Source organism: Haloarcula terrestris (assembly GCF_031624315.1).
Classification (GTDB): Archaea; Halobacteriota; Halobacteria; order Halobacteriales; family Haloarculaceae; genus Haloarcula; species Haloarcula terrestris.
Genome location: NZ_JAMQOM010000003.1, coordinates 290,511 through 315,744, shown reverse-complemented (window position 1 = coordinate 315,744; position 25,234 = coordinate 290,511). Strand labels below are relative to the sequence as shown.

Here is a 25,234-nt window from a genome sequence, read left to right as displayed (position 1 = left end):
TCCCTCTTGCATTTCTCGCACCATAACATAGGGGTCGGTGGTGTGTGGTAGTGGAATAGAGAAGAGAGACCCAGTTGTTACTCTGACCTACTCTCTCCTGTCGGGGTCTACTTCACAAGGTCGGCATGGCTGTTGCTGTTTCGGGGAGTCCCAATGTTCAAAGCCCCTACAGGCAGCTGTCCGGTCACCCCGATGATGGTCAGGTTCTCCTCAGCAGCCTCACTGAGACAGTCAACGGTTCCTTGCCGACCGTCGCCATCAAGAACATGCAGGCACTTCACGCTGAACTCGGGTCGTTGTAGCAGCTTTGAGTAAACCACTTTTTTGAACGAGGTCACAGAGAAGTATGCACCATCTCCCTCGACGTGAAAGCCAGTCTCTTTCTCATGAGGTTCCCGCTGAGGGTCTTCGGAGAACTGTGTACTGATTGATTCAACAGCTTTGCAACTCTTAGGGTTGTAGTTTTCTACAGACATGATTGTCAGAGGGGATGTGTAGTGCGCTATTCCTTGTTTGAAGGAACTACGTCAATTGAACAGCATCTGCATAAGCACGTGCAAGTTAGAACCTTGCGTTAGACTGTTCCAGTGGGTCTATCTGTTATTTTCGACAGCAGAAACAAGATAGAAGAGCGTTTCTCTTCCCTCTTATACAACTCTCGTCAGGGGTCTTAAACATATGCATTATTTTATAATTTTCATCTGATTTTGAGAGGTTGTAGTTAGGTCGCCTTCTCGCTGCCCAGAAACCATCCTCTACCTGATTCCTTTGTTACTGTACTAATCATAGAAATAGAAACAATCTATACCCGACAGACTATACTTCTCCTCCCATATCTGGGATAAGATGGTTTAGACACCACTGTTAGATTTGAATCAAACGACTTTGTTGAAATATCTACTAACTGATAAAAATTTTATACTTAGTACAGAGCGTGAATTCAACGGCTATTTTTCTTCAGACCACGCTTCATCGATATTGGATTTGAGGTCTTTTTCGTCAATTCCTTCTACATTAATTTCCACGCCTTCGGCTATAATATATTCTATATCATTATTTTCAGAAATATAGTCATACAATATATTAGCAAGAACTCCAAGAGTAATGCCAGAACCTACCTGTATGGAAACATCGACTATTTCGGTAGGCATAGGCGCGGACAAATCATAGCCTGATGAATACAGAACAGACACATCTGCATGCTCAGTGTGAGAACGAATTGCTTGATTTTCAGCATTTAGTGAAGATGCTAAACTTTCTGCTGCTGATGCAGTCCCTTCGGACTCAGGATTAAATATCAACTCCAACTTCAGCTCATCTGACATCTGTTGTTTCGCTTATGGTTGTAATGTGTAATAAACCATTACACTTGTCTGACTTACAACCTGGTAATAGATAGTTCGTATGTTGTATAAGCGCGCTATATTTACCACGACTACTAAAACGTCAGACTTCCTGAAAATTTCAACAGGCCCAATCAAACCCAAATCCGTGTATGGTCTGGGCACGTTCTCGCTGGCGCGCACTTTCTGGAAACGAATTTCTCGAAACAATTGGCCGGAAACGATTGTCTGACCGATAGCTCTATGCTGCTACTCTGTGAAGTCTAAATAACCACCAGACAGCGAGGGCGATGCATCGCTTCGGGGTTCAAATCAATTCTGGAATCTTCGAATTCTGGGTTGATGGGAAATCAGAATGCCGGTAGAACCGCTCGCAAGGCTGTTTCGAGCGTGAAACGCGAGAAATGGGGTCGGAGGGATTTGAACCCCCGATCGGCTGATATCTCCGTCCTGCGCCTCGGAACTCCAGAGGGTCATCGTTGCGAACCGGTGATCAGCCGGCCGCTCAGTATATCAGCCCTTGGAGTGTCGTCCCAGGCGCGTGGCCTCTGGAGTCAGCCGCCTTCCCGGACTAGGCCACGACCCCGCACTCCGGCGTAAGCCGACTCGCATTAAAGGGATTTCGATTGGCAGACGGCGGTCAGTCCCGGTCGGTGTCCGACCAGTCGCATTCCTGGCACTTGTAGCCGGTGACAAACTCCATGGCAGAGGGCATGTATCCCACGGAGATGACGTTCTCGCCGCATTCCGGGCAGTCATCGTCGGCGTCTTCGATCGGTTCGGCGTCCATGACGCTCTCGCCTTCGATCAGTTCGGCCAGGCTCTCCGGGGTCTGCATCCGCCCCTGCACAACGCGATTATTGCTCATACCAGAGGGCCGGGCCTAACGGGCCTAAAAGTTCCTCATCAGAGCCACGGGGCGCGCTCCTGGTCGGGTTCGTACTCGACAGCGGCCCCGTCGTCGGTCTGCTCGTCGGCGGCGACGCCCTGGGACGCGCCGCCGTCGGAGAAGGCGGCGGTGAGGTCCACGGCATCGGGGCGGTACTCCGTGTGGCGCGTGCGGGCGTTCTCCGGATCGAAGGAGAGCAGCGCCGTGACGGCGAGCACAGCCAGCGCCACGGGAGCGTCGGTCGGCATCACACCGAGGACGGAGAGGGCGAGCACGCCGAGGGCGACGGCGCTGCCGAAGCGGAAGCGGTCGATGTCGACGGCGTTGCGGAGCCATGGGCTCGCCAGCGCGACGGCGAGCGCGAAGCCGATACCGACGCCGGTGGTGGCGGCCGCCCGGAGCAACACGCCGGGCTCAATGGCAGTGACCAGCGTCGCGCCGGCGGGGTCGAGGCTCGCCAGCAGGCCGAGTCCGACGATGACGGCCGGCCTCGGCAGATACTCGCCGATACGCGCGCTCGCCGTCTGGGCGGCGATAGCGAGGATGACGAGGCCGGCGAACCGTTCGAGGGTCGCGAGTTCGACGACACCCGCGATGGTCGGGGCGAGCGCCGCTTCGATAAGGGCAATCGGCATCAGTACGGCTCCGATGATGAGCACCGAGCGCGCCTGCTGCCGGGGACCGCCTTCGAGTTCGGCCAGCACGACGGCGACCGTGGCAGACCCGCCGAACACCAGCAAGCCGACTTCGAGGACACCGGTCCAGGTCGACAGCGCCCCCGCGAGGACCAGCACCGGGAAGATGCCGTCGACTAACGGGAGGCCCATGACGGTCGCCAGGAGCCGGCCGCCGCGGCCGACCTGCTGCTCGATGTCGAGCGCAATCGGGTGTCTGGAGATACTCATGTCGTGTTACGGTCGAGCGTAACCCAACTCCCGTCGGGGGGTTCTCGCTCGGTCCTGACGGGCACGACAGAACTGCCAGAACTGTTTACCGAACCGCGTGAACGTTGTGTTGCCCGACGCTATCGGCGTCGTCTGACGGGCAGTACCGTTCCGCGCGAGTTCGGTGAGTCGCATGTTTATAATTATCCTTCATTCCCACATAACCGTTGCGTGAGAACTGGGCACACACGCCACCGTTTCTCCGGAATCGGCCGTCGTTTGTGGACGGATGTCGCACCTTTGAGGAGAATGCATGACAAATGAGGTGGTATGGGATGGTTTTCGGACGGTCGCTCCCTGTGTGAGTGTGGCACCGAGCCCCATGTAGCGCCGAGTCTCGCAACGTTTTTGCCGGGCCGTCGTGGACGATTTACATGGCGAACGATTCCGAGCCTTTCTCAGAGAAGCTCCGAGTACCGGAGGCGCTGACGTTCGACGACGTGCTCCTCAGACCCAAGGAGTCCCGCGTCGAGCCGGACGAAGCGGACACGGCGACACGGGTGTCGAAGTCCGTCGAGCTGACCGTGCCGGTGCTGTCCGCGGCCATGGACACCGTCACCGAGAGCGACATGGCGATCGCGATGGCGCGACAGGGCGGTCTCGGCGTCCTCCACCGCAACATGAACGCCGACCAGATGGCGACCGAAATCGAGCGGGTCAAACGCGCCGACGAACTCATCATCCGCGACGTGGTGACGGCCAGCCCGAACCAGACCGTCCGCGAGGTCGACGAGATGATGGAACACGAGGGGGTCTCCGGCGCGCCGGTCGTCGACGACGACACCGACGAAGTGCTGGGCATCATCTCCGGGACGGACATCCGGCCGTACCTGGAGGTCGGCGAGGACGACGCCGTCACGGACGCGATGACCGACGAGGTCGTCACCGCTCCCGAGGACGTGACCCCGCGGGAAGCGCTGGAGCTGATGTATGACCACAAGATCGAGCGCGTTCCCATCGTCGACGACGAGAACCGCCTCGTCGGGCTGGTCACGATGCAGGGAATCCTCCAGCGCCGCGAGTACGATCAGGCCGCCCGCGCCGACGACGGCTCGCTTCGCTGCGGTGCCGCTGTCGGCCCCTTCGAAATGGATCGTGCACAGGTCGCAGACGAGGCCGGCGCAGACATTCTTTTCATCGACTGCGCGCACGCCCACAACGCCAACGTCATCGAGAGCGCCCGCGAAATCAAGGCCGAAGTCGAGGCCGACGTGGTCGTCGGCAACATCGGCACCCGCGAGGCCGCCGAAGCTGTCGTTGACTTCGCCGACGGCGTCAAGGTCGGCATCGGCCCCGGTTCCATCTGTACGACCCGCGTCGTCACTGGTGCCGGGATGCCACAGATTACGGCCGTTTCACAGGTCGCCGACGTGGCGAGCCAGCACGACGTGCCGGTCATCGCCGACGGTGGCATCCGCTACTCCGGCGACGCCATCAAGGCCATCGCCGCCGGTGCGGACGCCGTCATGCTCGGCTCCTACTTCGCCGGGACCGACGAGGCACCGGGCCGCGTCATCACGATGAACGGCAAGAAGTACAAGCAGTACCGCGGCATGGGCAGCGTCGGCGCAATGAACGAGGGCGGCGGCGACCGCTACCTCAAAGACGACGAGGAGGGCGAGGAGTTCGTCCCCGAAGGCGTCGAAGCTGCGACGCCGTACAAGGGCTCGCTGGCCTCCGAACTCCACCAGCTCGTCGGCGGGATGCAGTCCGGGATGGGCTATGTCGGGGCCGAGACGATCCCCGAGTTCAAGCAGCGCGCAGAGTTCGTTCGGGTCTCCGCGGCCGGCCAGCAGGAGAGCCACCCACACGACGTGATGATTACGGACGAAGCGCCCAACTACAGCCCCGATAGCTAACTGCGCACTGATCCAGAAAGAACAGAACCGCGACCGACTACAGCGCCGTTTCGCAGGCCGGACTACACGCCTCTTTTTCGGCTGCGTTCGAGTCGGGGAAGGCTTTGAACGACGCACCACAGTTCGCGCAGTCGAACGTATCGAAGTCGGACATAACGGGCGGTCGTACTAACGCCGCGAAAAAAATTATTGCGGCCTCCCGGCGTCGGCAGGCTCATACGGATTGGTGGAAATTATTTCCGGAAAGTGCCGACACCGGGGTCAACACAGACCGGTAAACCGCTCCAACAATCCGTCTCAGTCGTAGTAATCCTCGTCCAGCGGGAGTTCCGTTCCGGAGGAAGTGACCTTGCCGACGGCGGTTTGCAGGGTCAGGGTCTCGCTACACTCGGGACAGATAACCGCCACGTCGACCTGTAGGGTATCGCCGGATTCGTAGATGCCCAGAACCTCCGCATCCGAGGCGTACAGATACTCCGCCGACAGTTCGTGCTCGTGCTCGCGAGCGTAGTCGTACGTCATACATCCCTGCTACACTCGGGTCTGTGTTGACGGTTTCGGCGACTCCCAGTAGCAGCACATACGGGCACCCCTCCCCAAGAGACGGCCATGAGCGACTACGAGATCAAGGTCGGCACTTGGAACGACCTTTCCGAGGGTGCGACGGCCGTCCGAAGGGCGGTATTCGTCGAGGAACAGGGCGTCGCCGAGGCCGAGGAACTGGACGGGAAGGACCCGGACGCCGTGCAATTCCTGGCCCGCGACGGGGAGTCTCCGGTCGGGACCGCCCGGCTTCGGTTTCCAGAGCCCACAGTTGGCAAGGTCGAACGGGTCGCGGTCCGCAAGTCACACCGGGAAGCCGGCGTCGGCTCGGCACTGATGCGGGCCGTCGAGGACGCCGCTCGTGACGAGAACGCGACGAAGCTCAAACTCCACGCACAGACTCGGGTCGAGGCGTTCTACCGACAGTTGGGCTATGAGACGGTCAGCGATCAGTTCGAAGAAGCCGGCATCCCACATGTCGAGATGCGCAAGCGGCTGGATAGCTGAGCGGGGCACGCGGTGGACCAGCAAGCCGAGTGACCCGTCAAGGACACGGATGGCGTCACGGGCAACCGGGCGTAGCCAGCTTCTGCCGTATCTTATTCAAGTACAAACATGTTTCCCTGATTCGATCCTTTCGACGGTATGTTGCGACGAACCGAGAAGGTAGCCACCGCGAAGACGGTCGCTCGCATCGCCTACGAGAGCGACATCAGGTACATCGCGACATCGCTGGCGTACTACGCGTTCATCTCGCTGATGCCGGTCCTACTGCTGGTTCTCGTCGTCTTCGGCCGGCAACTCGGCGGCGTCATCTCGGCCTCGGAGGCGCAGTTCCTTACCCCCGACACACAGCAACTGGTGTACGAGGGGTTGACAACAGCGTCAGGACGGACAGCGGCGACTGTCCTCTCCGTCGTCGTCCTGGCGTGGAGCGGTGCCAATGTCGCCGTCGGCTTTCTGACAGTCGTCGAGCGGATCGAGGCCGCGACGGAGCGTCCCCTCGGGCGGCAGGTGTACGACGCTGTGACCGTCCTCGGGACGCTCTCGGCCACGGTTCTCGTCATTATCGTTCAGAGCGTAGGTTTGGCTCTCTTTGCGACCGGCCCCCTGAGCGTGGTCGCCGGGTTCGCCGTCCTGTTCGTCGTCCTGACCGTGACGCTGTTGCCCCTGTATTTCGTTCCGTCTCGCGTCGCCAGTACCCTAACCGATGCGCTCCCCGGCGCGATGACGACCGCTATCGGGTGGACCGTCCTTCACGCAGCGATTCAGTTCTTCGCCGCCAACGCCGGCCAGTACGCGATCTATGGCGTCCTCAGCGGACTGATACTCATTCTCACGAGTACGTACGTGGCCGCGATCGTACTGATGGTCGGTGTCGTCGTCAACGCCGTGCTCGCGACCGACACTGACGACCTCTACGACGTGAGCGGGTGAGCCTGTGGGTAGCACCGCCGAAGTCCGTCGAGAGCCCTCTTTCCGATGACCGTCTCGCTCGCTTTGGCGTCGATAGCTGGGAGGGACACAAACCGGACCAAGGCAGTCGGTATCACCCAGTTCGACCGCTACGGCTTGTCGGGTGCAAATCCCACAGCACAGCAGTCGCTCACGGATTTTTCGCCGCGAGTGTGCTCGACCAGGGATTTGAACCACGGTCGGACGTGCTCGCTTCGCTGTGCGCGACCTCCCTGTTCCAAATCCCTTCCTATCGAATTCGCGCCGCTCACGGATTTGTTCGCGGCGAAAGAATACGGGCCGGAAAGGATTTGAACCACCTGCACGCCGCTCACCTTCGTTCGCTCGTGCCATCGTTCAAACCCTCCGTTGCCGCTTCGCTCCTCACGAACTGTTCGTCGCAGAAGCGGGCCGGAAGGGATTTGAACCCTCGACCGACGGCTTAAGAGGCCGTCGCTCTGCCAGACTGAGCTACCGGCCCAGTGTACTCAATTCTCTGGACGGCCCGGTAAAATAGGTTTTCATTCGGACGCCTTGTGTCGGTCGGTCTCACGCCGCCCACCCCGTCGAACGGGGAGGTAGCGGTAGAAATAGCTGGCATTAAAGAGGCTCGACGCCAAGCGAACAGACACTAATGAGTACAGCCAGCGGCATCACGATGGCCTCTATGTCGACCTACGCCATCCTCGGGTGTGGGAGTGTTGGCCACGCCGTGGCGGAAGAACTCGTCGAGGAGGGGAAGGACGTACTCATCCTCGACGCCGACGAGGGGCGAGTCGAGGCGCTCCGCGATCAGGACCTCAACGCACAGCAGGCGGACATCTGCGAGGCCGACGTTGCCCAGACGGTCGCCGACCGCGATGTGGTGCTCATCATGTCCCCGGACGTGGACGCCAACGCCGAAGCGGTGCGAAACATCCGCGAATCCGGCGGCGAGCAGTTCGTCGTCGCCCGCGCTGACGACCCGGTATCGGCCGACGAACTCACCGAACTCGGCGCGGACGTGGTCATCAACCCCTCCGCGGTCATCGCGGACTCGGCGCTTCGGGCGCTGGAAACCGGCGAGCTGGAGTTCAAGGCCTCACAACTGGGGGACGTTATCGACGGGACCGAGGAACGCATGGCGATTCTCATTCACCGGTCGCCGGACCCCGACTCCATCGCCTCGGCGGCCGCACTGCGGGCCATCGCTGCGAGCCGCGATATCGAGGCCGACATCATCTACGAGGGCGAGATCGGTCACCAGGAGAACCGCGCGTTCGTCAATCTGCTGGGCATCGAACTGACCTCGAACGAGGACGTGGACCTCGACGAGTACGACACGTTCGCGCTGGTCGATGTCGCCAAGGGCGGCGAGCCGGCCATCGAGTCGGTCGACATCGTCATCGACCACTACGAGCACGAACACGAACTGGAACACGACGCCGCCTTCTCCGATATCCGGCCGAACATCTCGGCCACCTCGACGATTCTGACGAAGTACATCCAGGAACTGGACCTCAATCTCGACCAGAGCGTCGCCACGGCGCTGCTGTACGGCATCCGCGCCGAGACGCTAGATTTCAAGCGGGATACGACGCCGGCCGATTTGACCGCCGCGGCGTACCTCTATCCGTTCGCCGACCACGACACGCTCGAACAGGTCGAATCGCCGTCGATGAGTCCGGAGACGCTAGACGTACTCGCCGAGGCCATCCGGAACCGCGAGGTTCAGGGGAGCCACCTCGTCTCAAACGCCGGCTTCATCCGGGACCGCGACGCGCTGGCCCAGGCGGCCCAGCATCTCCTTAATCTCGAAGGGATCACGACCACGGCGGTGTTCGCCATCGCCGACGACACCATCTACCTCGCCGCTCGCTCGAAGGACATCCGGATGAACATCGGGAAGGTGCTGTCGGACGCGTTCGGCGGCATGGGCGAGACTGCAGGCCACTCCACCGACGCCAGCGTTGAGATACCGCTTGGCATCTTCACGGGACTAGATACGAGCGACGACAACAGAGATACACTGCTTGAACTCACTGAAGAAGCAGTCAAGCGGAAACTGTTCGAAGCGATGGGCGTCGACAGTTCCAGTAGCGAGAGTTCGAACGGAAACTAGGCGGGGACTTCCTCTTCTTCGTCGCCGGCCTCGGGCTGGCGAAGCCGTTCGACGATATCACTGACGATGACTACATCGCCGACGGCCTGGACCCATCGATACGGGATGATAACGCCTCGGGCCGCGTTTACGTCCGCGTCGAACAGTTCCGTGTTGAGTTGGTGGAGCGCCAGCCCCGTCACCTCTTTACGGTCCAGTTCCAGACGCAGGTCCTCGACCTCGCCGACAAAGACGCCGTTTTTCGAGTACACCTCACGACCCACGAGGGCTGTAATCTCCTGTGGCGGATTCTCCGTTCCCATACGACGGTGGTTGGTCGGGCGGCTTATAAAGTTTCTTTGCGAGTGAACAATCGCGTAGTTCGGCGTGGCAGTCTCGTCGGAGATTGGGACACCAGCCTCTGAACTGCCTCTGATCCGTCGTATCACTGTCCCTGAACAGGCAACCTCCACTCGTGCGGTCCGCGGGGTTTTTGCGCCGGGTTCTCGTTCGGACGGTATGCTCACCCCCGGCGACCCAGCCCCGGACTTCGACCTGCAGGGGACGGCAGACGACGGCGTCGGAGCCTACCGGCTGTCAGCCGCGACGAGCCATGCGCCGGCAGTCGTGGCGTTTGTTCCCGGTGACGACGCCGAGTCGCGGAGTCTCCTCACCGAGTTGGCCGAGACAGACTGGGCGAGCGTCTCGGACGCTGTCGCTGTCTTCGGTGTTCTCCCGGCTGGTATTGATGACTGCCGGTCGCTCGCCGCGGCGTTGTCGCTGCCATACCCACTGCTGTCCGACACGCACGGCGTGGCTACCCAGTTCGGTGTTCGAAAGCATGACGGGAGCGTTCAGCGGGCGGCGTTCGTCGTCGACCAGCAGTGTCGTGTTCGTGTCGCCACAGCCGTCGGCGATTCGGGGGAGACCGCGCCGGACCTCGATACGATTCGTCGCGGCCTCGCCGAGTTGTAGCTACTCGGCGCGTTCCAGTTCTCCGGCCAGCAAACCGAACAGGGACACGTCCTCGCGGTGACCGTCGCGTAGCCGTTCCCCCAGATCCGGGGTGAGCCAGTAGCCACAGAACGACACGCCAAAGGCGACCCAGCACTGCGCTGTGGTATGGGAACGCCGTTGGATTCACGCGAGCAACAGGCAACGGAGGTCGTCGACCGGCTCCACGAGGAATATCCCGATTCGACTATCTCGCTGAACTACAGCAACCGCCTGGAGCTGCTGGTCGCCGTGGTACTCTCGGCGCAGTGTACCGACGAGCGGGTCAACGAAGTCACCGAAGCCCTGTTCGAGAAATACGAGAGCGCCCAGGACTATGCCGACGCCAGCGAGGAGCAACTCGCCGAGGACATCTACGGGATCACGTTCCACAACAACAAGGGCGGCTATCTGAAGGGGATCGGCGAGATACTGTCCGAGGAACACGATGGCGAGGTCCCCGATTCAATGTCGGCGCTGACCGACCTGCCGGGCGTCGGCCGCAAGACGGCCAACGTCGTCCTCCAGCACGGCCACGACATCGTCGAGGGCATCGTCGTCGACACGCACGTCCAGCGTATCTCACGGCGACTGGGACTCACCGAGGCAGAGCGCCCGGAGGCCATCGAGCAGGACCTGCTCGACGTGGTGCCCAGCGACGAGTGGCAGCAGTTCACGCACCTGCTCATCGACCACGGACGAGCGGTGTGTGGGGCACGCTCCGCGGACTGTGAGGCATGCGTGCTCGCGGACATCTGTCCCTCGGAAAAAGGCGACAGCGATATCGACCTCGCCAGCGGCGAGGCGTGGTAGGCCGGTCACTCCGTATCTCCGTCTCCGAGCCGAACGGTGAGCACCGGCACGTCTGACGTTCTGACCACTTTCTCCGTGACACTACCGAGCAGGTACCGTCCGACCCCGGTCCGCCCGTGGGTCCCCATGACGACCAGGTCGATATCGTTCTCGGCGGCGTAGTCGAGGATGGCGCTATGTGGGACCCCACTCTCGACGGCGGTAACGGTGTCTACCGTATCGACCGCATCCGCCGCTGCGTCGACGATGGCCTCGGCCCGCTCACGGAGGTGCGCTTGGACACTGTGGTCTTCTCCGACCATGCCCGACTCTGCCATGCCCGGTTCCTCCGCTATCATTCCGGTCGAACCGGACGCTGGACCCGCCGCAGTCATCCCGATATGTGGGGATGTCGTGTCCAACACAGTCAGTATGTGTAGCGTCCCGTCGTAGGTTTCGGCGATGTCGCGGGCGTGCTCCAGCGCCACGTCCGCGCCGTCGCTGCCGTCCGTGGGGAAGAGGATCTGTTCGTACATTGTTACCACAGGCTGGATTTGACAGCCAACGATAATGAAACCGCCAGACGATTCGCAGAACCCGAGAACGCAGACGACCGGTCCGGATCCTGGCCCTCAAGCGACGTACCGGAGCGCGTACCGAGCGATACCGACCAGGTACGCCAACAGCCAGAAGATGACGTATCCGAACACGCCGATACGGAGCCGTGAGCGCCAGTGACTGAACGTCTCGTCGCCGATCTCGTCCAGCAACAGGTCTTCGTCGTACTCGTTGTAGAGGTCATGTTTCCGTTTCGCGCGGAAAATGCGGACAATACCCGTCCCGCCGAAGGCCAGCAGCGCGTACGCTTGCAGGCCAAGCATCGCGTGGACAGCGGACAGGCCACCGAGCTGGTCCGGGAGGCGCGGGATCATCCAGAACACCATCGGAACAGTGGTCAGCACCAGCCCCGTCGTGACGAACTTCAGGTGATGGACGAGCACGTCCCAGGTGACCGGCTCGGTTTCGATGATGTAGTACGCGCCGTACAGGAAACAGGGGAGGCTGAGCGTCACCGACAGTAACACGACAGTGGCTACGAGGCCGTCCGACACCATAGGCCGACCTAGGGACAGTGCTCGCTAAAGACTGCCGGATGCAGAAGGTCAGAACTTGTAAGCCGTCGCGGTCCGTACAGCCGGCCAATGGCCGACCCGGACTCTACGTCTCCCACGGAGGACGAGCGCGGGAACACCCCTGCGGACGCAGTTTCCGCCGAAACCGAACCCGGCGAGACCGAGGCCGAGAGCGGCGACGATGTACCAGCCGATGGCGACGACCAGGACCTCGATACGGAGGCCCTCCGGAAACAGGTCGAAGAAAAGTACGACTTCGACAACTTCGGCCCGGCGGACATGGCCGAAATGACCGCCGAAGAGTGGGACGTGGCCTTCGACGAGGATTCCTGGATCACCGGCGACGAACTCCTCGACCGGGTCACGCGGGACCTGCGGACGCGGGTAGCGAACCGCGATGTATTCGCTCGCATCGAGCGCCATCAGGACCCGCCGCGGGTGCTCGCGTACTCTGATGAAGGGTACGCAGTCGTCTACCCAGACGGGAGCCTCGAAGGGGAGGGGACGGTTATGCGCGACGTAAAGCCCACGGTCGCGCTGAGTTCGATGGATTCCTACGACGTACCGGATGAGGTCCCCGACAGGCCGCTTCCCGAGCCAAAGGAGGTCCCCGAGGGCGGCGGCGAACTCGGTAACTGGATGCTCCAGGCGATTGCCGGGGCGCAGTTTCTCGCCGGCTTCGCCTTGCTTGCGGGGGCAGTACTAGCGACCGCTGGCGTCGTCGGCAACAGGGGGACCAGTATCGCCCTGCTGGTGGTGGCTGGCGTCGCCTTCATCGGCGTCTCTCTCGTCCTCTTTTTCACCGTCGCAAACGCGAGGCTCTCTGACACGTTCCGGGCCGAGGAGTACCGGGACAGACTGCGGGCCATCGGACTTGAGGACGGCGAACGGCCGGAGTTCGTCCCGGAACTCGGCCCACAGAATACGGGGTCTGAAGACGGGGCAAGCGAGACCGACGAAGCCGGGTAATGACGGTTCCTGCGGGTGGTATTCGGTGGGTTTATACAAACTCAGTCCTGATTCCAGAGTGTATATGAACAGACGGGAGTTCGTCCGGACAGCAGGGGGGGCCGCCGGCGCAGCGGCGACCCTCAGTGCCACCGGCGCAGCCGCCGCACAGGAGGACGGCGGTGGCGGTGGCGAAACCGTCCCGGACTACGGCGGTTACCTGGATTCGGTCGGGAACTTCGACGGGTCGACCGTCGACGCAACCGGGCAGGACACGGCAACTGTCGAGGTCGGCGTGCAGGCCAACGGCGGCGCGTACGGGTTCGGCCCGCCCGCGATTCACGTCGACAACGGCGCAACCGTCCAGTGGGAATGGACGGGCAACGGCGGCGGCCACAACGTCGTCTCGGACGGCGACGGGCCGCTCGATTCCGGCAGTACGACCTCCAGTGCTGGCGTCAACTACGAGCACACCTTCGAGGAGGACGGCATCTACCCGTACCTATGTGTCCCACACGAAGGACTCAACATGAAGGGCGCTGTCGTCGTCGGCGAGGAATACCCGACACAGACAATCGGCGGCGGCGGTCCGGTCGAGGTCGACCCACACTACGCCGGCGTCCCGATCCAGCCGCATTACGTCGGATTCGGCGCTGGACTCGCGGTCATCATCCCACTGATCTACACGTTCTTCCAGCTGAAGTACGGCGAGTCGCCCCACACTAGCGGAGGGAACAACTGATGGCGTCCGAAGGCTCCACCTACGGCGATATCCACCGGTACGAACCGCCACGCGAGAGCACAGCGGCGGCCGTCGGCATCGTACTCCTGACGGTGATTCAGGTCGGTCTCGTCGGCCTGTTCACCTACGGCATGATCGCCGGCTGGGCGTCCGGTATCGGCACGACGTTGACTGTTCGCCTCATCGAGGCCAACATGTTCATGGGCGGTGTGTTGACGGCGATTTTCATCGACCTGTCGTTCATCATGCTGCTGTACCGCAAGGAGTTCCTCCCGGACGTGATGATCGTCAAGAAGCGCCGTCGCAAGTGGGAAGACCTCTACATCCGTCAGGAAGACGTGGACGGAGAGACGATGGCGGACGGCGACAAGTTCGCAGAGACATTCAAACGCGCAGTGTACCCATACTACAAGAAATAACATGCCACTTGATGAAGACAAATACCCGGCCGAAACAGGCCGTCGCCGCTTCGTAAAGGGCGTCGTCGGAAGCGCGGCTCTCTCCGGCGTCGGCGTCGGTGGCGCTGCAGCCGTTGACGCGACGACAGACGCCGCCGGCGAAGGTGGCGGGACGACCCCGTTCGTCGCCGTCGAAAACACTGACGGACCGGCCCCGCGCGGGATGCCGATCATCCCCATCGAAATCAACGGCGGCGAAATCAGCGGCTTCTGGCCGGAGTACGACGAGAACGCTGGCGCGGCTCTCGCACCGGACTTCGGCGGGAGCGGTATCGACTACTCCTCGCAGTGGTTCCAGTACTGTGGTATTCAGAGCACTGCAGCTATCTACCCGCAATCCGAGCGGAACAACACGTTCCTCAACGACACTGGGACCTTCTCCTGGCAGGGCGAGTACGAATCCGGCGCACCGCTCACGGTCGATATGTTCTCCGACTACCAGGAGTGGGGCAACGGCATCGGCGACCCCGGCGTCGGAAAGCCTGCAAGCGTCGTCTGGCGGACCAACAGCGAGGGCAAGAACGGCGCTCCGGTCCAGATAATCAGGTCGGTCGAAGTCGAGAAGATGGCCAACGGCGAGGGCGAGTACGCGAACCTTCCCGGAAGCGTTCAGTCGTTCGTCTCCGAGGCGACCGACCAGGGCTTCATCGCCTGGCTGAACAAGTGCACGCACTTCTGCTGCGTGCCCGGATTCAAGACCCAGGAAGGGAGTGCGAACTTCGGCGGCGCAAACTCGATCTACTGTCAGTGCCACCAATCAGTGTACGACCCGTTCAGTCCCGTGCAATCGACGTTCGTGGCGCTGCCACGCCCACCACAGACGGAGTAACCAATGAGTCTCGAACGCAAAGACGAACACGACCACAAAGGCTGGATGGAATCGCGCGAGCTGACGCCGGTCGAATCGGTGTATCTGACGGTGCTCATCTGGCTCGACAAGCGGCTGCGCGTCGTTGACTACCTGGAGATCCTCGAAGATCTCTACTACAAGGTCAACATGCAGATGCCGAAGAGCCACACGGAACAGTACAACCTCGACAACAAGTTCTGGTACTGGTACCCGCTGTACGCACTCGGATCGTTCTCGACGGTCGCGTACATCGTCGCCGCGATATCCGGCGCGTTGCTGGGCTTTTATTATGCACCAGCCGCCGCGGCCGCTGACGGGTCACCGACCGTCGCGTACGATTCGGTGCTGCTCATCATGGGACAGCTCAATCTGGGCTACTTCCTGCGCTCGGTCCACCGCTGGGCCGCCCAGATTATGGTCGCTGCCGTGTTCCTTCACATGCTCCGCGTGTACTTCACCGGGGCCTACAAGGAACCGCGCGAGCTGAACTGGCTCATCGGGATCGTCCTGATCTCGCTAACCCTGGTGTTCGGATACACTGGCTACCTGCTGCCGTGGAGCCAGCTCTCGTTCTGGGCCGGCCAGATCGGCGTCGAGATGTCCCTCTCCATCCCGCTTATCGGTGAGTGGGTCGCACAGCTGATGTTCGGCGGGTTCACACTCTCGCAGGCCACGCTACAGCGCATGTACATCCTGCACGTGTTCTTCCTGCCGTTCATCACGACTGCAATCATCGCGGTCCACATCGGCATCGTCTGGATGCAGGGGATCGCTGAACCACACTAATACTATGAGCGACAACGACACAGACGACGTTCGCACGGACGGTTCCGGCACCGGTATCGTCTCGCCGGACGACGAGACTCCCGCGTGGTCCGAACGCAAGGAGCGGACCCAGGGACTCTCCCGGCTGACTTACGAGTACTTCGAGCGGGCGCGCCGCGAGGACCAGGACCTTCGACAACAGTCGGACTACGTCGAGCGTGACGTGCTCGCGTTCCCGGCCTGGCCCCACGAGATGATGCGCAACATCGCGCTGACATCCTTCTTCGTGGGCATGATCCTGTTCGTCTCGGCGACACTGCCCCCGGAAATGCCGAACGCCGCCAACTCCAGCGTGACGCCGGCGATCATCCTGCCGGACTGGTATCTCTACTGGTCCTTTGGCCTGCTCAAGCTCGGCCCGCTGAACCCCGAACTGAGCATCCTCGGCGGCTCGAAGCTCATGGCTGACCGAACCTACGGTGTGCTGGCAAACGTCGTGGTCGTCGGCTTCGTCGCCATCGTCCCCTTCCTGAACAAGGGGTCCGCGCGCCGCCCCGTCGAGCAGCCGTTCTGGGCTGCGGTCGGGATGTCCGGCGTCATCTTCAGTCTGACCATCGCCGCGCTGTCCATCAAGAACCTCGTTCCGATGGACTCGCACCTGCTGTTCGACCTGACGTTCCTCGTTCCCATCGTCAGCGCCACCATCACCTACGCGGTGCTGAAGACGATGCGCGAGGGCTACATGTTCGATCTCAACCGCCGATACTACCGGCTGCGACCGCCGAAGTAATCGGCCGGCGACGCCGACGGGTTCGTTTTTTCGCCTGTTCTCCGCTCGCCCCAGAGCGACGCGTCTCGCCGCAGTAAAGTAGCTCCCGTCCGTATATAGGGCGATGACAGAGCGCGAGTCAGCGGGATCTGACGAGGGGTCCGAGCGGCGGGATGTCGTGGTCCCGCTCCGCGTGTACAAGGCCGTGACGGTGTTCTCGACGTTGTTTGCGATCGGCAGCGTCGTCGCCGGATTCATCCTCGTCGACGTGGCGACACAGCGGGCGGCAGCGCCCGCCTCGGAAATCGACGTTCCGGTCGGGATCGCTGGCATCGCCTGTATCCTCGCTGGCACAGTGGTCTATGCCTTCTCGACGCGGTTCCGAACCGAGGAAATGGGAAAGTCTAAAGACGACGCTACCTAACGTTCAGATAATGGCTGACGAGTTCATGAAGGGGTTCGCGTGCCTCATGGTCGGCGGACTGGGTTGGATGACCATCAAGGGCTGGTACAACACGCCGAGTTTCGAGGGGGCACAGCTCACCGGCGAACTTACCATCGAGGAACCGACCGTGTTCGATCAGATGGCGCTGTTCATGGGCGATGCGTTCTTTTGGTTCGCGGTTCTGGGCGCACTGACCTTCTGGGTCGTGCTCCCACTGGTCAGCGAGTTCCAGACGTACCTCAGCGAACGCTCGGCGTAACGGTCAGTCAACACCGTACTTCTTTCTACAGACGCTGATACCGGTCTCAGTTCGCCGTGTGGTCAGAAACCGTGATGCTGTCTTCGTCGCGTACTTGAATCCCGCGTGAACGAAGCGCCACTGCGAACTTTGTCGGTGACACCCCACTATACGCTGCTCCTTCTTCGAGTGAGAGTGTTTTCCCGCGATACAGTGTCAGTGCCGTTGTGAGGGATCTGTGTGACATCTTCGTCTACAACGACACAAACACGGTAGAGGTATTAAACTATTTCGGCATATACTAGACCAATCAGTCGTAGAAATAGCTATTTATTGGATATTCATTTTCAAAATAGCACAGAAACTGTATGATAGTGTACTATGAGTATGGAAATAGTCTGCAGACCGCATACGGAAGGCGTTGATACTGTCAGCTATACCATTGCGAGGTGCTTGTCATCCGAGTGTGGCGACATTCGTCGCAGACGTACAGCCGACAGCCAACTACCGATGTTCGCGAGTGACGGAAAAAGACGGAAACGCGGCGACAGGTTCAGACGATGGCGCCCCAGGGACCCTTGATGATCCAGAACAGACTCTGGTAGCCCGCGTACATGAACACCACGAGGGCGGCGACGATGGCCCCTTTCGGCCGTTCCAGTGGGATATCACGGCGCGCTTCGACTTTTCGGGACTCGAACTCGAAGAAGTCAGTGATGACTGCGCCCAGCACGAGTACGGACAGGACCATCCCGCCGTGATGATGCATCGTCATGTAGAAAAACGACAGGACGACCAGTGCGATGTTCGTGAACACGTGTGCCGGATGGCGGCTGAGCGCGTCCGCACCGTCGTTTTCGTACTGTTTGACGTGGCGTCTGTGGGCGAGCTGCCGGGTCAGGAAGTTGGCAACCACCACTCCGAAGATGATGTATTCGATGAGGAGCGCGCCGCCGACTGTGGGGCTCCCCAGAATGGTATCCAGTGGCCCGAAGAACGTTACGGATGGCTGCATATGCAAAGCTCTGTCCACCGTCCATTAGTGTCTTTCCAATCTCACTCGAATCTAGACTGGCTTTGGTCGACGACCGCGGTTCGAACGGGGGAGCCGAGCGAAATCGTGATACGCTCCTGATAGGTGACGGTCCGCGAGATCCGGTCATCGACCAGCAACTCCACAGTCGCCTCGTCGCGCTCAACCGAGGCACTGAGACCCGGAATCGGCAGCACCCAGTGGTCCGGGTCGGTCGCAAACGGCGCAATCGGTGCGACCACTGCCTGGTTCGACGGCGTCAAAATCGGGCCGCCGACACGGTGGGCGTAGCCCGGCGAGCCGGCGGCCGTGGCGATGACGACGCCGTCGGCCCGGAACTGGCCGATGCGGTCGGCCGTCGACGCGATAGTGAACTCGGAGATACGAGCGGCGTCGGCGGTGACGAGCGTTACGTCCCAGAAGGCCTGCTCGACCGCCCCATCAGGCATCGTTACACGGAGGACGGGGTGTGTTTCGACACGGGCATCCGAAAGCGCTGAGACGGCGTCGGCAGCGTCGGCCCGCGGTACTGATCGGACGCCGCGGCCAGCCGCAACCGGCAGCACGAGGGGGTCACCGTCGGCCCGTGCCACAGCAGCGACGGCATCCTCGCCGACAGCGACGAGCCGGTCAGTGGTTGGAACCGAGCCATCGCTACCCCGTTCGACAGCCACGCCGGCGTCTCGAAGTACGTCTGCCAGGGCATCGTCACCGACTACACCAACGGGGGTTCCCATCACCAGACAGTCCGGGCCGGCGGAAAAAAACCTGCCGCACTTCGCCCCGCTGTGTCGGCCTCAGATATCGAGGCGACGGCGCGCGTATTCGGCGAGAATCGGCACATCAGAGAGGTGGGTTAGCTTCGCAATTGCCCGACGGTCGCCGCCGTTGATCTGCCTGAGGGTGTCCTGTCCGGTACTCCGGAGGTCGTTCATCAGCTGATCGTACCGGTCGTTGGGGGCGAGATACAGCAGTTCCGTCATCATCAGGCGGGCGTTGTGCTTCGGAGCGACCTCACTGTGCCAGAGTTGGTCGTAGACAGAGAGGTTTTCGGCGGAGGTGTCGGGTTCATCCGGTTTGAGCGCCGAATCCGCCGTCGCGGCGGCGGCACGGGCTGACTTCATTCCCTTGTGGATGCCCTCGCCCCACAGCGGGTCGACGGTCGGGACGGTATCGCCGATAGCCATGAAATTGTCCGTGCTCATCGAGTCTGGGGGTTGAATGTGGGCCGAGCCGCGGTGGGCCTGCGTGCCCTCGATTTTTTCGGCGTCGTCGAACCGTGGATCCGAATCGAGCCAGTAGTCCAGATAGTCGTCGATGCCCATCCCGTCTTTCGCGTACTTGTCGTGCGATTCGTTCTGAATGTAACAGAGACCGACTTTCGCCGTGTCCTCGCCAGTGTGGAAGATCCAGGAGTAGCCACCCGGGGCGAGATCGTGATCGAGCCGGAGCATCATCGCGTCCCGGAGGTCGGCGTAGTCGTCGTGGTCGACCTCGAGGCCCTCGAACTCGTACTCAACGCCGATGGCCTGGTGGTCGCGCTGGAGGTCACACACGTCGAGTTTCTTCGCCAGCGGCGCGGCGGGGCCGGTCGCGTCGATGACGATGTCGGCGGACACCTCTTCGTCGCCGTCGTAGCGGACGCCGACGATCTCACCGTTCTCCATGATCGGCGCGGACACGCGGGAATCAAAGCGGTAGGTCGCACCCTTCTCCCGGCCTTCCGAGACGAGCCACTGTTTGAACTCCGCGAACTCGAGGACGGCCCCGGTCTGGTTGCGGACGTAGTGGTCGTTGGGAGACTCAAGTACGACGTTGTCTGTGTAGTTCATCACCACGTCGTCAGGGATCCCGAAGCCCGTCATCGCCGACATGAACGTCCCGGCAGTGGACTTGTTGCTCTGACGCGGGAACCCGTCTTCGGGCTCGGTTTCGAGAACAAGCACCTCGTAGTTTCGCTCCGCTAGATCACGGGCACACTGCGCCCCCGCAGGCCCGGCCCCGGCTATCACCACGTCAAAGCGCTCGCGCATGGTTGTGGGTATTCCCTGTCGGTAATCAGTCTTTCCGAATACACCGACAGCAGTCTCGAAAGGGTAAAGACGGCCCCACTACCATCACGGGAACACCCGGGGCGACATACAATGGTTCTCAAGACAGGCGCGGGCGTGCTCGCGGACAGACGGCGACTCCCCACGGCGCTACGGGCAGTGCTGGGATATTATGCGGATACTGGCGTCTTCGACGCCGCCAGCCTCTCACTGAAATCCGAGATCGACGACCGCACCGAGGCGATGGTCGACGACGTGACCGACCGCATCGAGGACGCGCTCGAAGACGAGTTCGGCCGTCCCGTCGACTTTTCCTACGACACGAAGCTCATCCTGCCCGCACAGCTGACGCTTGGCTACGTCTACCGCAAGGCCCGCCAGCAGGCCCCCGGTGACCCCGTCATCGATACCATCGCCGATGGGGTCCCGAAAGTCGACGAGACGGCCCTTGAACAGGGGCCGGCACAGGACCTCGCGCCCCGCGAGATGGTCGTCCGGGCCGAGCAGATGACCCGCCTCTCCATCGAGGCGCTCATCGACGGCGACATGCGCGACGCCATCAACGACGACGAGTTCGAGGACTTCGAGGTGGAGTTCGAGGCGGGCGAGGGCAACCCCTCGAAGGGACACGGTGAGCGAAGCGAACCGTGGAGCGGAAGCGAGGCCGACCGCCGCCGCGCCGCCGAAGTCGCCCAGTCCGCGCTGCAGTCTCATCTCGACGGCCTGTTAGCGGATATGCCGCCGGTCGTCGAGAGCGCTTATCAGTGGGCTGTCGACTACAGCGAGGCCCACCAGGACCGAGACGACCACTTCCGGGAACTGATGACCGCTGCGGAGAACGGCGACGAGGACGCGAAGACTGCCATCCGTGACGAGTACAAGTTCGCAGAGTATGACGAGGAGCCGGCGACGCTCACAGAGACGGAGAAGGAACTCCCCTACAGCAAGACCCAGTACGCCCGCGTCGGGGTGCTGTACGACGGCATGCTCGATCTCTATCGGCTTGCCGGCCTCGACATCGACGAGGAGTTCGCGAAGGCTATCGTCCTCGCCATCATCGGCGCGCAGGTGTGGCTCGACGACGTGGACGACTACGACGACGACCGCGCGGAGGGGCAGTTGACGCCTGTCACCGCCGAGTACCTGCTCGCGCCCGACGACGAAGCCGCCTATCGGCGCGTCGTCGATGTGACCGAACAATACCTCGACCTTGCGAAGACCTACGCGACAGCCGCAGACTCGCCGCTGACCGGCGTTGCCGTCGAATACATCTACCGTTCCGGCGACCCGGACGTGCTGCCCGGCAAGCCTGAGTAGTCGCGGGAGGAGGACGGTTCGGCTCAAGCGCCAGAGTTTATATCCCGCTGCCCCCACCGAAATATGAATGTTTCACTCGTGGGTGGGCCGACTCGCTGCGGTCGGCGTCCTCCTCGTCGCCCTCTTTGGACTGATGGTCGCGTTCGGTGCAATCACGCCGGCCCCGGCGCTTGGTGACTACCCCGGTGAGGAAGAACTGGCCCAAGACTACGACGGCCACGTCGGCGACTACGTCCAGGTGACCGGCACTGTGGTCGGGACCGACCCCGTCGAAATCGCTCTCGAATACGACTACACCGATGCCGGCGAGCGCCACAGCGGGACGATCACGGTCACGGTCCGCAATGTCGAGACAACCGTCACTGACGGCGAATCGCTGCAGGTGTACGGTACGCCTGGGCCGGACCGAACCATCACCGCCGAGAACAGCGTGAGCGTGCCGGCGACGAACTACACTGCGATGTACCTCGTCTCCGCGCTCGCCGGCCTGTGGACACTCTGGCGACTGGTCTGTGGCTGGCGACTTGACTGGCAGACGGGCGCACTGGTCCGACGCGAGGAGTCTCGCAGACCGGCCCAGGCACTCCTCGACCGGGTACAGGAGGTGCTTGCCTGATGCCGGACCTGCTGTCACACGCCTTCATCGCCTTCACCATCTGTACGCTTCTGTCACTGCGATACGACTGGCTCAGCGGCGAGTACGTCACCGTCGGGATGGCCGGGGCGTTCATCCCCGACATGGCGAAGATAAAGCTTCTCGTAGACGCTGCAACCGTCGAGGCAGCACTGGACCTCCCGTTCGGCTGGCTGGGCGTCCACACGCTTGGCGGGGCGTTCGTTTCCGTCCTCATCGGCACTGTCGTCGTGAACCGCGCGGACCGACGGCGTGTGTTCGGCCTGCTGTCGCTGGGTGCGGCCAGCCACCTGTTCGCCGACGCGCTCCTGCTGAAAGCATCCGGGCGCTCATATGAGGTCCTGTGGCCCCTGACGCAGTACCACCCGCCGACGCCGGGGCTGTATCTGAGCACGGATGTCTGGCTCACCGGCGTTACCGGAATCGTTGCAGTGGTGGCGTACCTTCTGGCGCGGTACAGGTCGTAGTGCCACTCCGGCCTCCGCACCTCTCACCGCTTCCCGAGTGCCGTCTCGAACACCCGTTGGGCTCGCTCGTAGGCGGCGTTTCGGTCGACGATTGGATGGCAGTAGTCCGGCGCGAGTTCCTCGCGTTCCTCGTCCGAGAGCGTGGGCCAGTCGACGATCTTGGTCGCCGGAACGCCGCGCAGTTCCGGGACGTACTCGGTGACGTAGTCCGCGCCGCTGTCGTACTTGTGCATCTGTGCGACGGGATCGAAGATACGCACGTCCACGGAGTCGGTCCCGGTCGAGGCCGTCCACTGCCAGCTGGCGGCGTTGGTCGCGGGGTCGTGGTCGACCAGTCGCTTACGGAAGTGTCGCGCCCCATCGCGCCAGTCAACGAGCAGGTGCTTCGTGAGGAAGGAGGCGACGTTCTGGCGTGGCCGGTTGTGGATGTACCCCTCCCGTTCGAGCTGGCGCATGCCGGCGTCGACAAGCGGGTAGCCCGTCTCGCCGCGCTTCCAGGCTTCGAAGTTACCCTCGTCATTTCGCCACGCTATTCGGTTCGGGAAGGACTTGTAGTTCTCCGACAGCAGCGTCGGGGTGTAGTACAGCAGGTGGTAGCTCTGTTCGCGCCAGGAGAGCTCATAGCGGTACTTTTGGATGTTGCGCTGGGCGTCGCCAGTCGCTTCCGTATGCCGTTCGGTTGCGTCCCGCCACATCTCGCGGATGCCGATCATTCCTGCGGCGAGATACGGTGACATACGGGAGACGGCGCTCGTGGGCCGTTCGACGGCGGCCTGCATGTCGTCGCGGGTGTCGCTGTACGTTTCGATGCCGTCGGCGAGAAAGCCGTCGTACCGCTCTCGTGCGCCCGCATAGCCCGCCGTCGGCAGGTCGATGTCCACATCTATGGTCGGCGCAGTCGTCGGGTCCGAGACGGCCACGAGCGAGTCCGAATCTGGACCGTCGACCGGCGGTAGCTTGTGGTGGGCCTGCCAATCGTCGTAGAAACGGCTGTGGTTCTCGTAGCGGCTATCAAGCCTCGCCGGGTCGACGAGGACGAGGTCGGTCAGCGATTTTGTCGGGAGTGCCCCGTCGACCCGCTGCTGGCGGTTCTGACGGACAGGCCGGTAGTGATCGTTGTAGTACACCCGGTCGGCATCGTACTCCGACACGACCTCCGAGAGAACGTCGACGGTAGAGCCGTCCCTGACGAGCAAGTCCCCGCCGTGGTCGCGGTAGGCCTGTTTCAGTGCCCGGACACCGTCAAGCAAGAACGCCCGCTGTCGCTTGCCGATGTTTGACAGCAGGTCCGTATCGAAGACATACACCGGCAGCACTGCGTCGTCCGCGGCGGCAGCAGTCAGCCCCCGGTTGTCGGGTATCCGGAGGTCCCGCTGGTGCCAGAAGACGTTCATACTGCTCGTTGGGGATGCCGGCATATGGGTTCGAACCCGATTCTATTGTGTGTGAGACCGGAGGCCACGACGCTGTCCGCGTTCGCTGGTACTGACTCGCGCTGTGGCCCCTACGCTGGCTTGCGGACGAGATAGCAGTACTGTGTGAAACTGAAGAACGTCTCCCCGCGGGCGTCCTGCTCCCGAAGGTCATCAGCCCAGGCACGGGCCGCCTTGGGGCCGATTGCCCCGTGGTCTGCCGCGTAGTCCTCGATGAACGTCATGAGATGGGCCGCGAAGGTGTCCTCGTCCAGTTGGGTGTTGACGATGGCGTTCGGTTCAACCCGGGAAACTGTCAGTCCGGCTCCGTGTAGCTGCGGAGCGAGGCGGGACCCCAACCGCGGGTGCTGGCAGTGGTCGTCGAAGGCGTCGAGAACTCGGGCCATCCGCTCCGGGTTCGGGCTCCGCCAGACCAGCGACGCGAAGTCGGCGTCACAGACGACGGCGGAGCCGCCGGGTCGGAGAATACGGGCCAGCTCCGCCACCGCTGTATCGACGGCCTCCAGGTACTCGAACACCTGTACCGCGACGGCCGCGTCGACCGATTCGTCGGCCATGGGGAGGTCCAGCGCATCACCCCGAGATAGCGTCACTTGCGACAGCGGACCACAGCGCTCCCGGGCGAGTGCGAGCATCGCCTCGCTCCGGTCGATACCGTAGACCTGTCCCTCTTTCCCGACTGCCCAGCCGATTTCCGCCGGCTCGAAACCCGGACCACAACCGATAGAAGCTACCTCGTCACCCGATTCGAGACCGAGCATCTTCCTGACCCGTTCCCGCCGCGCCGTTGCTGCGGGCGTTCGATATATGACTGCCTCCTGGCGCGCTTCCGCCTCGTCGTAGTCGAGTGTCCCGCCCATTTCCGCACACTGCTCATTCAACTGTCATAAATAAAACTGTTCGGCAGTGTTGCACTCGCATCAACTCGGTCCCGGGATTTAATTCTGAGAAATATCTCGTTCAGCAGTAACAGAACCGAAAGTAGCATACGGCGGCCTGCGGCCGCCGTTTCACGACTTCGCGGCGAACGCCGCGAAGTCGCCTTTTTCGCCC

31 protein-coding genes and 2 tRNA genes are annotated in these 25,234 nt (G+C 61.9%); 17 read left to right on the top strand and 16 right to left on the bottom strand.

The window, feature by feature from the left end:
* Positions 1 to 107: 107 nt before the first annotated feature.
* From NDI54_RS08675 to NDI54_RS08655, 5 genes are all read right to left on the bottom strand, one after another.
* Positions 108 to 476 (bottom strand): hypothetical protein, encoded by a 369-nt coding sequence (locus NDI54_RS08675; RefSeq protein ID WP_310896057.1) that lies wholly within the window; start codon positions 474 to 476, stop codon positions 108 to 110.
* 471 nt (positions 477 to 947) lie between these two features.
* Positions 948 to 1,325, bottom strand: a complete 378-nt coding sequence (locus tag NDI54_RS08670; protein ID WP_310896056.1) for a hypothetical protein — start codon at positions 1,323 to 1,325, stop codon at positions 948 to 950.
* A 423-nt stretch (positions 1,326 to 1,748) separates the two neighbouring features.
* Positions 1,749 to 1,929 (bottom strand) — tRNA-Trp (locus NDI54_RS08665).
* A gap of 54 nt (positions 1,930 to 1,983) precedes the next feature.
* On the bottom strand, positions 1,984 to 2,211 hold the full coding sequence (locus NDI54_RS08660) for a DUF5795 family protein (protein ID WP_310896055.1): 228 nt from the start codon (positions 2,209 to 2,211) through the stop codon (positions 1,984 to 1,986).
* Positions 2,212 to 2,249: 38 nt separating this feature from the next.
* On the bottom strand, positions 2,250 to 3,137 hold the full coding sequence (locus NDI54_RS08655) for a DUF5794 domain-containing protein (protein ID WP_310896054.1): 888 nt from the start codon (positions 3,135 to 3,137) through the stop codon (positions 2,250 to 2,252).
* Positions 3,138 to 3,550: 413 nt separating this feature from the next.
* On the opposite strand from NDI54_RS08655, the gene guaB reads away from it, so the two are divergent.
* Entirely contained in the window at positions 3,551 to 5,035 is a 1,485-nt protein-coding gene (gene guaB / locus NDI54_RS08650; protein WP_310896053.1) for an IMP dehydrogenase, read from the top strand.
* Between the two features lie 297 nt (positions 5,036 to 5,332).
* Here guaB and NDI54_RS08645 read toward each other — a convergent pair whose 3' ends face one another.
* Positions 5,333 to 5,557 carry a hypothetical protein gene (locus NDI54_RS08645; protein ID WP_310896052.1) on the bottom strand — a complete coding sequence of 75 codons (225 nt, stop codon included), beginning with the start codon at positions 5,555 to 5,557 and terminating at the stop codon, positions 5,333 to 5,335.
* 87 nt (positions 5,558 to 5,644) lie between these two features.
* Between NDI54_RS08645 and NDI54_RS08640 the strand changes: the two genes are divergently transcribed.
* Both NDI54_RS08640 and NDI54_RS08635 read left to right on the top strand, forming a co-directional pair.
* Positions 5,645 to 6,085 (top strand): GNAT family N-acetyltransferase, encoded by a 441-nt coding sequence (locus NDI54_RS08640; protein WP_310896051.1) that lies wholly within the window; start codon positions 5,645 to 5,647, stop codon positions 6,083 to 6,085.
* 138 nt (positions 6,086 to 6,223) lie between these two features.
* The gene (locus tag NDI54_RS08635) at positions 6,224 to 7,015 is read left to right on the top strand and encodes a YihY/virulence factor BrkB family protein (protein WP_310896050.1); all 792 of its coding nucleotides are present in this window, start codon (positions 6,224 to 6,226) and stop codon (positions 7,013 to 7,015) included.
* 425 nt (positions 7,016 to 7,440) lie between these two features.
* Here the strand turns inward: NDI54_RS08635 and NDI54_RS08630 are convergent.
* Positions 7,441 to 7,514 (bottom strand) — tRNA-Lys (locus NDI54_RS08630).
* A gap of 153 nt (positions 7,515 to 7,667) precedes the next feature.
* On the opposite strand from NDI54_RS08630, the gene NDI54_RS08625 reads away from it, so the two are divergent.
* Positions 7,668 to 9,134 (top strand): DHH family phosphoesterase, encoded by a 1,467-nt coding sequence (locus NDI54_RS08625; protein WP_310896049.1) that lies wholly within the window; start codon positions 7,668 to 7,670, stop codon positions 9,132 to 9,134.
* Here NDI54_RS08625 and NDI54_RS08620 read toward each other — a convergent pair.
* Positions 9,131 to 9,436, bottom strand: a complete 306-nt coding sequence (locus NDI54_RS08620; protein ID WP_310896048.1) for a PRC-barrel domain-containing protein — start codon at positions 9,434 to 9,436, stop codon at positions 9,131 to 9,133. The genes NDI54_RS08625 and NDI54_RS08620 overlap by 4 nt on opposite strands.
* A 196-nt stretch (positions 9,437 to 9,632) precedes the next feature.
* On the opposite strand from NDI54_RS08620, the gene NDI54_RS08615 reads away from it, so the two are divergent.
* Both NDI54_RS08615 and nth read left to right on the top strand, forming a co-directional pair.
* Positions 9,633 to 10,088: a redoxin domain-containing protein gene (locus NDI54_RS08615; RefSeq protein WP_310896047.1), complete on the top strand. Its 456-nt coding sequence runs from the start codon at positions 9,633 to 9,635 to the stop codon at positions 10,086 to 10,088.
* 147 nt (positions 10,089 to 10,235) lie between these two features.
* Positions 10,236 to 10,919, top strand: coding sequence for an endonuclease III (gene nth, locus NDI54_RS08610; RefSeq protein ID WP_310896046.1), 684 nt, complete (start codon positions 10,236 to 10,238; stop codon positions 10,917 to 10,919).
* 5 nt (positions 10,920 to 10,924) lie between these two features.
* Here nth and NDI54_RS08605 read toward each other — a convergent pair whose 3' ends face one another.
* Positions 10,925 to 11,434 (bottom strand): universal stress protein, encoded by a 510-nt coding sequence (locus NDI54_RS08605; protein ID WP_310896045.1) that lies wholly within the window; start codon positions 11,432 to 11,434, stop codon positions 10,925 to 10,927.
* 96 nt (positions 11,435 to 11,530) lie between these two features.
* Positions 11,531 to 12,013 (bottom strand): DUF7321 family protein, encoded by a 483-nt coding sequence (locus NDI54_RS08600; protein WP_310896044.1) that lies wholly within the window; start codon positions 12,011 to 12,013, stop codon positions 11,531 to 11,533.
* An 87-nt stretch (positions 12,014 to 12,100) separates the two neighbouring features.
* On the opposite strand from NDI54_RS08600, the gene NDI54_RS08595 reads away from it, so the two are divergent.
* The 8 genes from NDI54_RS08595 to NDI54_RS08560 all read left to right on the top strand — a co-directional run bounded on the left by NDI54_RS08595 (position 12,101) and on the right by NDI54_RS08560 (position 17,267).
* Entirely contained in the window at positions 12,101 to 13,000 is a 900-nt protein-coding gene (locus NDI54_RS08595; RefSeq protein ID WP_310896043.1) for a DUF7319 domain-containing protein, read from the top strand.
* 64 nt (positions 13,001 to 13,064) lie between these two features.
* Positions 13,065 to 13,721, top strand: coding sequence for a halocyanin domain-containing protein (locus NDI54_RS08590; protein ID WP_310896042.1), 657 nt, complete (start codon positions 13,065 to 13,067; stop codon positions 13,719 to 13,721).
* Positions 13,721 to 14,140, top strand: coding sequence for a DUF7318 family protein (locus tag NDI54_RS08585; RefSeq protein WP_310896041.1), 420 nt, complete (start codon positions 13,721 to 13,723; stop codon positions 14,138 to 14,140). Before NDI54_RS08590 ends, NDI54_RS08585 begins: the two co-directional genes overlap by 1 nt.
* Position 14,141: 1 nt before the next feature.
* Positions 14,142 to 15,008: a Rieske 2Fe-2S domain-containing protein gene (locus NDI54_RS08580; protein ID WP_310896040.1), complete on the top strand. Its 867-nt coding sequence runs from the start codon at positions 14,142 to 14,144 to the stop codon at positions 15,006 to 15,008.
* Positions 15,009 to 15,011: 3 nt separating this feature from the next.
* A complete protein-coding gene (locus NDI54_RS08575) occupies positions 15,012 to 15,815 on the top strand; it encodes a cytochrome b (RefSeq protein WP_310896039.1) in 804 nt (267 codons plus the stop codon).
* A gap of 4 nt (positions 15,816 to 15,819) precedes the next feature.
* Positions 15,820 to 16,584: a cytochrome b family protein gene (locus NDI54_RS08570; protein ID WP_310896038.1), complete on the top strand. Its 765-nt coding sequence runs from the start codon at positions 15,820 to 15,822 to the stop codon at positions 16,582 to 16,584.
* A gap of 103 nt (positions 16,585 to 16,687) precedes the next feature.
* Entirely contained in the window at positions 16,688 to 16,987 is a 300-nt protein-coding gene (locus NDI54_RS08565) for a DUF7315 family membrane protein (RefSeq protein ID WP_310896037.1), read from the top strand.
* 10 nt (positions 16,988 to 16,997) lie between these two features.
* Entirely contained in the window at positions 16,998 to 17,267 is a 270-nt protein-coding gene (locus NDI54_RS08560; RefSeq protein WP_310896036.1) for a DUF7314 family protein, read from the top strand.
* Between the two features lie 46 nt (positions 17,268 to 17,313).
* On the opposite strand, the gene NDI54_RS21530 is transcribed toward NDI54_RS08560, so the two are convergent.
* From NDI54_RS21530 to NDI54_RS08545, 4 genes are all read right to left on the bottom strand, one after another.
* A complete protein-coding gene (locus tag NDI54_RS21530) occupies positions 17,314 to 17,493 on the bottom strand; it encodes a DUF7317 family protein (protein WP_455032222.1) in 180 nt (59 codons plus the stop codon).
* 306 nt (positions 17,494 to 17,799) lie between these two features.
* Positions 17,800 to 18,261: a DUF7313 family protein gene (locus NDI54_RS08555; RefSeq protein ID WP_310896035.1), complete on the bottom strand. Its 462-nt coding sequence runs from the start codon at positions 18,259 to 18,261 to the stop codon at positions 17,800 to 17,802.
* Between the two features lie 41 nt (positions 18,262 to 18,302).
* Entirely contained in the window at positions 18,303 to 19,016 is a 714-nt protein-coding gene (locus NDI54_RS08550; protein WP_310896034.1) for an NAD(+)/NADH kinase, read from the bottom strand.
* Positions 19,017 to 19,076: 60 nt separating this feature from the next.
* Positions 19,077 to 20,312, bottom strand: a complete 1,236-nt coding sequence (locus NDI54_RS08545; protein WP_310896033.1) for a digeranylgeranylglycerophospholipid reductase — start codon at positions 20,310 to 20,312, stop codon at positions 19,077 to 19,079.
* Between the two features lie 111 nt (positions 20,313 to 20,423).
* Here NDI54_RS08545 and NDI54_RS08540 point away from each other — a divergent pair, with 111 nt between their 5' ends.
* The 3 genes from NDI54_RS08540 (at position 20,424) to NDI54_RS08530 (ending at position 22,748) form a co-directional block, all read left to right on the top strand.
* Positions 20,424 to 21,647 carry a hypothetical protein gene (locus NDI54_RS08540; RefSeq protein WP_310896032.1) on the top strand — a complete coding sequence of 408 codons (1,224 nt, stop codon included), beginning with the start codon at positions 20,424 to 20,426 and terminating at the stop codon, positions 21,645 to 21,647.
* A gap of 67 nt (positions 21,648 to 21,714) precedes the next feature.
* Positions 21,715 to 22,263 carry a hypothetical protein gene (locus NDI54_RS08535; protein ID WP_310896031.1) on the top strand — a complete coding sequence of 183 codons (549 nt, stop codon included), beginning with the start codon at positions 21,715 to 21,717 and terminating at the stop codon, positions 22,261 to 22,263.
* Positions 22,263 to 22,748, top strand: a complete 486-nt coding sequence (locus tag NDI54_RS08530; protein WP_310896030.1) for a metal-dependent hydrolase — start codon at positions 22,263 to 22,265, stop codon at positions 22,746 to 22,748. Before NDI54_RS08535 ends, NDI54_RS08530 begins: the two co-directional genes overlap by 1 nt.
* 23 nt (positions 22,749 to 22,771) lie before the next feature.
* Here NDI54_RS08530 and NDI54_RS08525 read toward each other — a convergent pair whose 3' ends face one another.
* Complete coding sequence (locus tag NDI54_RS08525) at positions 22,772 to 24,142, bottom strand: cryptochrome/photolyase family protein (RefSeq protein WP_310896329.1); 1,371 nt, start codon at positions 24,140 to 24,142, stop codon at positions 22,772 to 22,774.
* Positions 24,143 to 24,252: 110 nt separating this feature from the next.
* Complete coding sequence (locus NDI54_RS08520) at positions 24,253 to 25,041, bottom strand: methyltransferase domain-containing protein (protein WP_310896029.1); 789 nt, start codon at positions 25,039 to 25,041, stop codon at positions 24,253 to 24,255.
* Positions 25,042 to 25,234: the final 193 nt, after the last annotated feature.

Coding starts and splice junctions, on each gene's coding strand:
- NDI54_RS08675 (WP_310896057.1), bottom strand. CDS start 476: ATGTCTGTAGAAAACTACAACCCTAAGAGTTGCAAAGCTGTTGAATCA.
- NDI54_RS21530 (WP_455032222.1), bottom strand. CDS start 17,493: ATGTCACACAGATCCCTCACAACGGCACTGACACTGTATCGCGGGAAA.
- NDI54_RS08580 (WP_310896040.1), top strand. CDS start 14,142: ATGCCACTTGATGAAGACAAATACCCGGCCGAAACAGGCCGTCGCCGC.
- NDI54_RS08520 (WP_310896029.1), bottom strand. CDS start 25,041: ATGGGCGGGACACTCGACTACGACGAGGCGGAAGCGCGCCAGGAGGCA.
- NDI54_RS08670 (WP_310896056.1), bottom strand. CDS start 1,325: ATGTCAGATGAGCTGAAGTTGGAGTTGATATTTAATCCTGAGTCCGAA.
- NDI54_RS08590 (WP_310896042.1), top strand. CDS start 13,065: ATGAACAGACGGGAGTTCGTCCGGACAGCAGGGGGGGCCGCCGGCGCA.
- NDI54_RS08550 (WP_310896034.1), bottom strand. CDS start 19,016: ATGGGAACCCCCGTTGGTGTAGTCGGTGACGATGCCCTGGCAGACGTA.
- nth (WP_310896046.1), top strand. CDS start 10,236: ATGGGAACGCCGTTGGATTCACGCGAGCAACAGGCAACGGAGGTCGTC.
- NDI54_RS08655 (WP_310896054.1), bottom strand. CDS start 3,137: ATGAGTATCTCCAGACACCCGATTGCGCTCGACATCGAGCAGCAGGTC.
- NDI54_RS08660 (WP_310896055.1), bottom strand. CDS start 2,211: ATGAGCAATAATCGCGTTGTGCAGGGGCGGATGCAGACCCCGGAGAGC.
- NDI54_RS08565 (WP_310896037.1), top strand. CDS start 16,688: ATGACAGAGCGCGAGTCAGCGGGATCTGACGAGGGGTCCGAGCGGCGG.
- NDI54_RS08595 (WP_310896043.1), top strand. CDS start 12,101: ATGGCCGACCCGGACTCTACGTCTCCCACGGAGGACGAGCGCGGGAAC.
- NDI54_RS08640 (WP_310896051.1), top strand. CDS start 5,645: ATGAGCGACTACGAGATCAAGGTCGGCACTTGGAACGACCTTTCCGAG.
- NDI54_RS08575 (WP_310896039.1), top strand. CDS start 15,012: ATGAGTCTCGAACGCAAAGACGAACACGACCACAAAGGCTGGATGGAA.
- NDI54_RS08585 (WP_310896041.1), top strand. CDS start 13,721: ATGGCGTCCGAAGGCTCCACCTACGGCGATATCCACCGGTACGAACCG.
- guaB (WP_310896053.1), top strand. CDS start 3,551: ATGGCGAACGATTCCGAGCCTTTCTCAGAGAAGCTCCGAGTACCGGAG.
- NDI54_RS08600 (WP_310896044.1), bottom strand. CDS start 12,013: ATGGTGTCGGACGGCCTCGTAGCCACTGTCGTGTTACTGTCGGTGACG.
- NDI54_RS08605 (WP_310896045.1), bottom strand. CDS start 11,434: ATGTACGAACAGATCCTCTTCCCCACGGACGGCAGCGACGGCGCGGAC.
- NDI54_RS08555 (WP_310896035.1), bottom strand. CDS start 18,261: ATGCAGCCATCCGTAACGTTCTTCGGGCCACTGGATACCATTCTGGGG.
- NDI54_RS08545 (WP_310896033.1), bottom strand. CDS start 20,312: ATGCGCGAGCGCTTTGACGTGGTGATAGCCGGGGCCGGGCCTGCGGGG.
- NDI54_RS08540 (WP_310896032.1), top strand. CDS start 20,424: ATGGTTCTCAAGACAGGCGCGGGCGTGCTCGCGGACAGACGGCGACTC.
- NDI54_RS08570 (WP_310896038.1), top strand. CDS start 15,820: ATGAGCGACAACGACACAGACGACGTTCGCACGGACGGTTCCGGCACC.
- NDI54_RS08620 (WP_310896048.1), bottom strand. CDS start 9,436: ATGGGAACGGAGAATCCGCCACAGGAGATTACAGCCCTCGTGGGTCGT.
- NDI54_RS08525 (WP_310896329.1), bottom strand. CDS start 24,142: ATGAACGTCTTCTGGCACCAGCGGGACCTCCGGATACCCGACAACCGG.
- NDI54_RS08535 (WP_310896031.1), top strand. CDS start 21,715: ATGTTTCACTCGTGGGTGGGCCGACTCGCTGCGGTCGGCGTCCTCCTC.
- NDI54_RS08635 (WP_310896050.1), top strand. CDS start 6,224: ATGTTGCGACGAACCGAGAAGGTAGCCACCGCGAAGACGGTCGCTCGC.
- NDI54_RS08625 (WP_310896049.1), top strand. CDS start 7,668: ATGAGTACAGCCAGCGGCATCACGATGGCCTCTATGTCGACCTACGCC.
- NDI54_RS08560 (WP_310896036.1), top strand. CDS start 16,998: ATGGCTGACGAGTTCATGAAGGGGTTCGCGTGCCTCATGGTCGGCGGA.
- NDI54_RS08615 (WP_310896047.1), top strand. CDS start 9,633: ATGCTCACCCCCGGCGACCCAGCCCCGGACTTCGACCTGCAGGGGACG.
- NDI54_RS08530 (WP_310896030.1), top strand. CDS start 22,263: ATGCCGGACCTGCTGTCACACGCCTTCATCGCCTTCACCATCTGTACG.
- NDI54_RS08645 (WP_310896052.1), bottom strand. CDS start 5,557: ATGACGTACGACTACGCTCGCGAGCACGAGCACGAACTGTCGGCGGAG.